The organism is Roseicyclus sediminis, assembly GCF_025515305.1.
GTDB lineage: Bacteria > Pseudomonadota > Alphaproteobacteria > Rhodobacterales > Rhodobacteraceae > Roseibacterium > Roseibacterium sediminis.
The window spans coordinates 69,360-75,359 of the sequence record NZ_JAOPHT010000017.1; the positions used below are offsets into that span (position 1 = coordinate 69,360).

The 6,000-nt window shown below is 68.1% G+C and carries 5 protein-coding genes; all 5 read right to left on the reverse strand.

What is annotated here, in order from left to right:
* Window position 1: 1 nt before the first annotated feature.
* Window positions 2-757, reverse strand: coding sequence for an SDR family NAD(P)-dependent oxidoreductase (locus tag N8I71_RS17570; RefSeq protein WP_262879328.1), 756 nt, complete (start codon window positions 755-757; stop codon window positions 2-4).
* Window positions 758-864: 107 nt separating this feature from the next.
* Window positions 865-2,190, reverse strand: coding sequence for a histidinol dehydrogenase (gene hisD / locus N8I71_RS17575; RefSeq protein ID WP_262879329.1), 1,326 nt, complete (start codon window positions 2,188-2,190; stop codon window positions 865-867).
* A 94-nt stretch (window positions 2,191-2,284) separates the two neighbouring features.
* Window positions 2,285-3,334 (reverse strand): ABC transporter ATP-binding protein, encoded by a 1,050-nt coding sequence (locus N8I71_RS17580; protein ID WP_262879330.1) that lies wholly within the window; start codon window positions 3,332-3,334, stop codon window positions 2,285-2,287.
* Window positions 3,335-4,618 carry an MGH1-like glycoside hydrolase domain-containing protein gene (locus N8I71_RS17585; protein WP_262879331.1) on the reverse strand — a complete coding sequence of 428 codons (1,284 nt, stop codon included), beginning with the start codon at window positions 4,616-4,618 and terminating at the stop codon, window positions 3,335-3,337. It abuts the gene before it with no gap.
* A gap of 104 nt (window positions 4,619-4,722) precedes the next feature.
* Entirely contained in the window at window positions 4,723-5,937 is a 1,215-nt protein-coding gene (locus tag N8I71_RS17590; protein ID WP_262879332.1) for a carbohydrate ABC transporter permease, read from the reverse strand.
* Window positions 5,938-6,000 lie beyond the last annotated feature (63 nt).

Below are 6,000 nucleotides of genomic sequence, written 5' to 3' on the forward strand. Positions count from 1 at the left end.
CTCAGCCCGCAGTCCATCCGCCATCGACCAGAAGCGATGTCCCGGTCACCAGCGCCGAGGCGTCCGAGGCGAGGTAGACCACCGCCCCCATGATGTCCTCGACCCGGCCGACGCGGCCGAGCTTGATCTTGCTCTCGATCCAGGCGCGTTTTTCGGGATCGCTGAACGTCGCCTCGGTCAGCGGCGTGCGGATGAAGGTCGGGCAGATCGTGTTGACGCGGATGCCGCGCGGCCCCCACTCGATCGCCATGGCCTTCGTCATGCCCTCGACGGCGTGTTTCGTGGCGCAATAGACGGCCCGGTCGATCCCGCCCACGTGACCCATCTGGCTGGAGACCTGGATGATCGCGCCCGGCCCCGTCATCCGCCGCGCGACCTCCTGCGCGAGGAAGTACGCGGCCTTCACGTTCACGGCCATGACCGCGTCGAAGTCGGCCTCCCGCGTATCCAGCGCCGGTGAATGCCGCGCGATGCCGGCCGAGTTCACCAGGATGTCCAGCGGTCCGACCGCATCGAGCGCCCGCGCCACCGCGGCATGATCGGTGACATCGAGAACCAGCGCCTCGGCAGCCATGCCAGCGGCCGTGATCTCGCCGACGCTCGCGCGTAGCTCCGCCTCGCCGCGCGCGGCGACGATCACCAGCGCGCCGGCCTCCGCGAGCGCGACGGCACAGCCAAGGCCGATGCCGCGCGAGCCGCCCGTCACCAGCGCGCGGCGGCCGTCGAGACGGAAGGACGGCGTTCTCGGCAGGTTCATCTCGGGACTCCCTCAGCTCTCTGTCCGCACCTTCATCCTGGCGGAAAACTCCGGGGGTGGCGCGCCCCGCGCGCCCGGGGGCAGAGCCCCCGTTCCACCCGCGAAGGCTACTCGGCGGCCTGCCGGTAGGGCGCACCCTCGCCATAGGGCACGTTGACCCCACCATATCGCCGGACGCGGATGTTGCACTGCTCGGCGTGCCCGACGAACCCCTCCAGCATGCAGAGCCGCGATCCGTACTCCCCCACGAGCGTCGCCGCCTCATCGGTCAGGACACGCTGATAGGAGTGCGTTTTCAGGAACTTGCCAACCCAAAGCCCGCCGGTATACCGGCCCGCGCGCCGCGTCGGAAGCGTGTGGTTGGTGCCGATCACCTTGTCGCCGTTCGCCACGTTCGTACGCGGCCCGAGGAAAAGCGCGCCGTAATTCGTCATGTTCTCGAGGAACCAGTCGTCCCGGTCCGTCATCACCTGAACATGCTCGTAGGCCATCTCCTCGGAGACGCGCAGCATCTCGTCGTGGTCCGCGCAGAGGATGACGTCGCCGTAGTCGCGCCAGGAAACCGACGCGGTCTCGGCGGTGGGCAGGATGCCCAGCAACCGGTCGATCTCGGCCAGCGTCGCTTCGGCGAGCTTGCGGGAATTGGTGATCAGGCAGGCGGGCGAGTTGTAGCCATGTTCCGCCTGGCCCAGCAGATCGGTCGCCACCAGCTCGGCGTCGACCGTATCGTCGGCGATGACCATGGTCTCGGTCGGGCCGGCGAAAAGGTCGATCCCCACCCGGCCGAAGAGTTGCCGCTTGGCCTCGGCCACGAAGGCGTTGCCGGGGCCGACCAGCATGTCGACGGGGGCGATCGTTTCGGTCCCGAGCGCCATGGCGCCCACCGCCTGCACACCGCCGAGCACGAGGATCTCGTCCGCGCCGCCCTCCTTCATCGCCGCGACGATGGCGGGATGGGGCTTGCCGCCCACGGGCGGGGCGGAGGCGACGATGCGGCTCACGCCCGCGACCTTCGCCGTGATGACCGACATGTGCGCCGAGGCGACCATCGGGAACTTGCCGCCGGGAACGTAGCAACCCACCGAATTCACGGGGATGTTCCGGTGTCCGAGGATCACGCCCGGAAGCGTCTCCACCTCCACGTCGCGCATGGAGGATTTCTGCACCTCGGCAAAGCGACGGATCTGGTCCTGGGCAAAGCGGATGTCGGCCATCTCGCGGTCCGAGACCTTGCTCATCGCGGCCTCGATCTCGCTGTCCGTCAGGCGGAACGCCTCGGGCGTGTAGCCGTCGAACTTCGCGGAAAGATCCCGGACGGCCGCATCGCCGCGGGCCTCTATGTCGGCGAGGATCCCTTCGACCGTGGCGCGCACCTTCGCGTCGTCTTCCGCTCGCGCCTCCGCCGGTTTCCCGCGCTTGAGATACTCCGCCATGGCCGTCCTCCCACTTCCGCCACGACCCGGCGACGCCGGGCCCTCGGCAAAGCGCTAGCGGGATTTGCATACGAATGCAAGACGTGCCGGGCGCTCACATCAGAGCGCGGCCGCCCTCGTCGAAGAAGTGCAGGCGCCGGGCGGCAAAGCGCAGTCCCACGGTCTCGCCCATCCTCAGGGTGCTTTCTCCGTCGACGCGCACCGTCACCTTGCCGACCGGCCCGCAATCCACGATCAGGAAGACATCCGCACCGAGGTATTCGACGAGATCGACCACCCCGTCGAGATCGCCTTCCCCCTGGCCGCAAATCTCGATCGCCTCGGGGCGGATGCCGAGCTTCACCGCGCCCTCCGCCCCCGGTGCGGGCCCGCCGCGCCCGCCGGCCAGCTGGTACTCGCCGCCATTCACCGTGCAGGGCAGGATGTTCATCTTCGGGCTGCCGATGAACTCCGCGACGAAGAGGTTCGCGGGGTTCTCGTAGAGCTCCCGCGGGGTACCGACCTGCGCGATGGTCCCGAAATCCAGCACCACGATCCGGTCGGCGAGGGTCATCGCCTCCACCTGGTCGTGGGTGACGTAGATCATCGTCGAGGACAGGTGCTGGTGCAGCTTCGCGATCTCGTAGCGCATCTCGACGCGCAGGGCGGCGTCGAGGTTCGAAAGCGGCTCATCGAAGAGGAACGCGGTAGGGTCCCGAACGATCGACCGACCGATGGCGACGCGCTGCCGCTGCCCGCCCGAAAGGTCCTTGGGGCGCCGTTCAAGGTAGGGCTCCAACCGAAGGACCCGCGCGGCCTCGGACACCTTCGCCTCGATCTCCGGCTTCGGCGCCCCCGCGGTCTTGAGCGAGAAGCCCATGTTCTCGGCCACCGACATGTGCGGGTAAAGTGCGTAGGACTGGAACACCATCGCCAGCCCGCGCTTGGAGGGCGGCTCGGCCGTGGCGTTCCGCCCGTCGATCAGGATCTCGCCGCGCGACGTCTCCTCCAGCCCCGCGATCATCCGCAGAAGCGTGGATTTCCCGCAGCCCGAAGGCCCGACGAAGATCACGAATTCCCCGTCGCCGATGGCGAGGTCCACGCCCTTGATGACCTGCACCTCGCCGAACCATTTCTCGACCGATTTCAGCTCGATGGCACCCATCTACATCTCTCCCCGGCTCGGGCTGGCCCAGGCAAGCCAGACCGCTGCCGTCCAGGTGAATGTCGCCCCCCCGGCGGGTGTGCCGTCCTCGGGGCTGAAATACTCGGCAAAGCCGTTCTCCGCGATCAGCCGCGCGGTGTCGCGGCGGATCCTGAGCGCCTCGGCCGCCAGCCCCTGTTCGGCCATTCCGCTGGCGGCCATGAAGTTCATCACCGCCCAGACCGGCCCGCGCCAGTACCGCAGCGCGTCGAATCTCGGCCCCGCCGGGTCGTAGCTCGGCAAGGCATATTCCGAGGCGTCGAGGATGCGGGTCAGCGCCGCGCGCGGGCGGTCGTCCGACAGCCCGCCCCACCACGACAGGAACGACGCGTTCGAAAGCGATCCCGCGAAGTTCCCGGTGCGCAGGTTCTTGGCGTCATAGGCCCCGATCGCCGGATTCCAGAGCCCCGCCGCACCCTCCTCCAGCCGCGCGACCCATTCGGCGATCTCGCCGTGATCCTCTCCGATCTCGCGGGCCGCCTGCATCAGGTCACGGGCCGAGCGCAGCGCGGTGAACGTCAGCGTCGGGTCGGCCACGCGGAACGGACTTTCGGCCGCGATGGCCGTCTCGTCCCAGCGCCTGTCGCGGGCGAACTGCACCAGCCAGATGTAGCGGTCGTAATCCGCCTGCGTCGGACGCATCCGCGGGTCCACGTGGCCCGTATCGCGGCGCGTGTAGGGCTCCACCCCGACGGGTTCGATCCCCGCCATCGCCTCGTCCCAGTCCGGGGCGTTGTCCCGTCCCGCTTCCCATGGGTGCGAGATCGCAACCGCACCGCTTTCCGCGCGCGACGCCATGATCCAGCGATGGTAGGCCATGAGCTTGGGAAACAGGGCCACGAGCCGGCCGCGACCGGCATGGGGATCGGCACGGTAGATGCGCCAGGCGAGCGAGGCCGCAACCGGCGGCTGACTGATCCCCGAGGACGGCACCGGGGCGTCGCCGCGGCCCAGCGCGCCTTCCGTGCCCCAGACCTCCGGCCCCGGGAAATAACCCGGGTCGGTCCGGTGGAACAGGATATGCGGCACCATCCCGTTCTCCCATTGCCCCGAGAACAGGGTCTCGAGCTCGATCCACGCCCGCCCGATGTCGAACGACGCGAAGCCCAGCCCTGCGAAGGCCGAGTCCCAGTTCCACTGGTAGGGATAAAGCCCCTCCGTCGGCACGGTATATCCGCCCCGGTCGTTCAGACGCAGGATACGCTCGGCCTCGGCGTCCAGTACGGCGGCATCGAAATCCGTCATCTTCTCTTCCATCCCGCATCACCGGTGGCGGCCGGGTTGCCGCCCCTTCTGTCGCTTGAAACGCGCCGCCGGCGCCCTTCCTCATGGCATGCCATGACCGCTCCTCATCCCTTCACCGATCCCGCGGTCAGCCCGCGGGTCATGAACTTCTCCAGCCCCAGGAACAGCGCCATCACCGGCACCGTCGCGATCACCGCACCCGCCATCAGGTGCTGGCGCGGGATCTCCGAGGAATTGAGCGAGGCGATCCCCCGCGTCAGCGTGAACTTCGACGGATCGTCGAGCAGCATGAACGCGAGCAGGAACTCGTTCCACGCGATCATGAAGACGTAGAGCGACACGCTCGCCAGCGCCGGCAATGACAGGGGCAGCGTGATCTTCCAGATCACCTGCAGCCGGTTCAGGCCGTCCATCAGCCCCGCCTCCTCGATCTCCGCCGGCAACCCCCGGAAATACCCCTGCAGCATGTAGAGCGCGACGGGGATCGTCGTGACCGGGTAGATCATGACGATCCCGAGGATCGAGTTCCTGAGGCCCGTCATCGAGAAGGCGATGTAGATCGGCAGCGCCAGCACGATCATCGGCACCATGTAGATGAGCAGGATCGACCGGGAGAGCGCCCTTTGCCCCCGGAACCGCAGCCGTGCCACCGCATAGGCGCCGGGGATCGAAAACAGAAGCGTGATGAGGACCGTCAGGACCGACACGTAGAACGAGGTCCACATGTACCGTCCGAAGTTGAAGTCGCTGAAGAGTTCCTCATAGCTCCGGAACAGGCCCCATCCCCGGGAAAAGTCGATCGAGAAGTCGAGCGGGTTGGCGATCAGCTCCCCTTGCGTCTTCAGCGAGGTCATCACCATGACGTAGAACGGGATCGCCACTGCAGCGGTGAAGAAGATGTAGCCGAAGCCGGTGAGAAACCGGATGACAGCCCCTTCCCACTCGTGCCGGTCGAGCGCGCCGCGCGGACAGCCCGCCATCATCACCGATACAGGCCAGGCCAGCGCGACGCCGAAGCCGGCCCCGGCCACGACATGCCCGCCGACCCCGACGTTCTGCGCCACGTGGATCGGCCCGAACCCGGTATAGCTGAGCGCCGTGCCGATCACCGCCGCGCCCAGCACGAGCAGCCACCGCGCCCCGTTCCGCGGCGCCGCCAGCCCCACCAGCCCCCCCATCGCGACCGAGCCCCAAAGCCCGGGCCGGAACGCCTCCCCCGTCGAGAAGGACAGAAGCACCGCGATCGCGGTCGCCACCACGAAGGCCCACAGCACCCCGAGGATCGGCCCCGTCACGTATCCGTACCAGAGCGCCTTCATCCCCCCCGCCTCTTCATCTTTCTCCAAATACGCAGAGGGGGGCGCGGGGGGAGGCACTCCCCC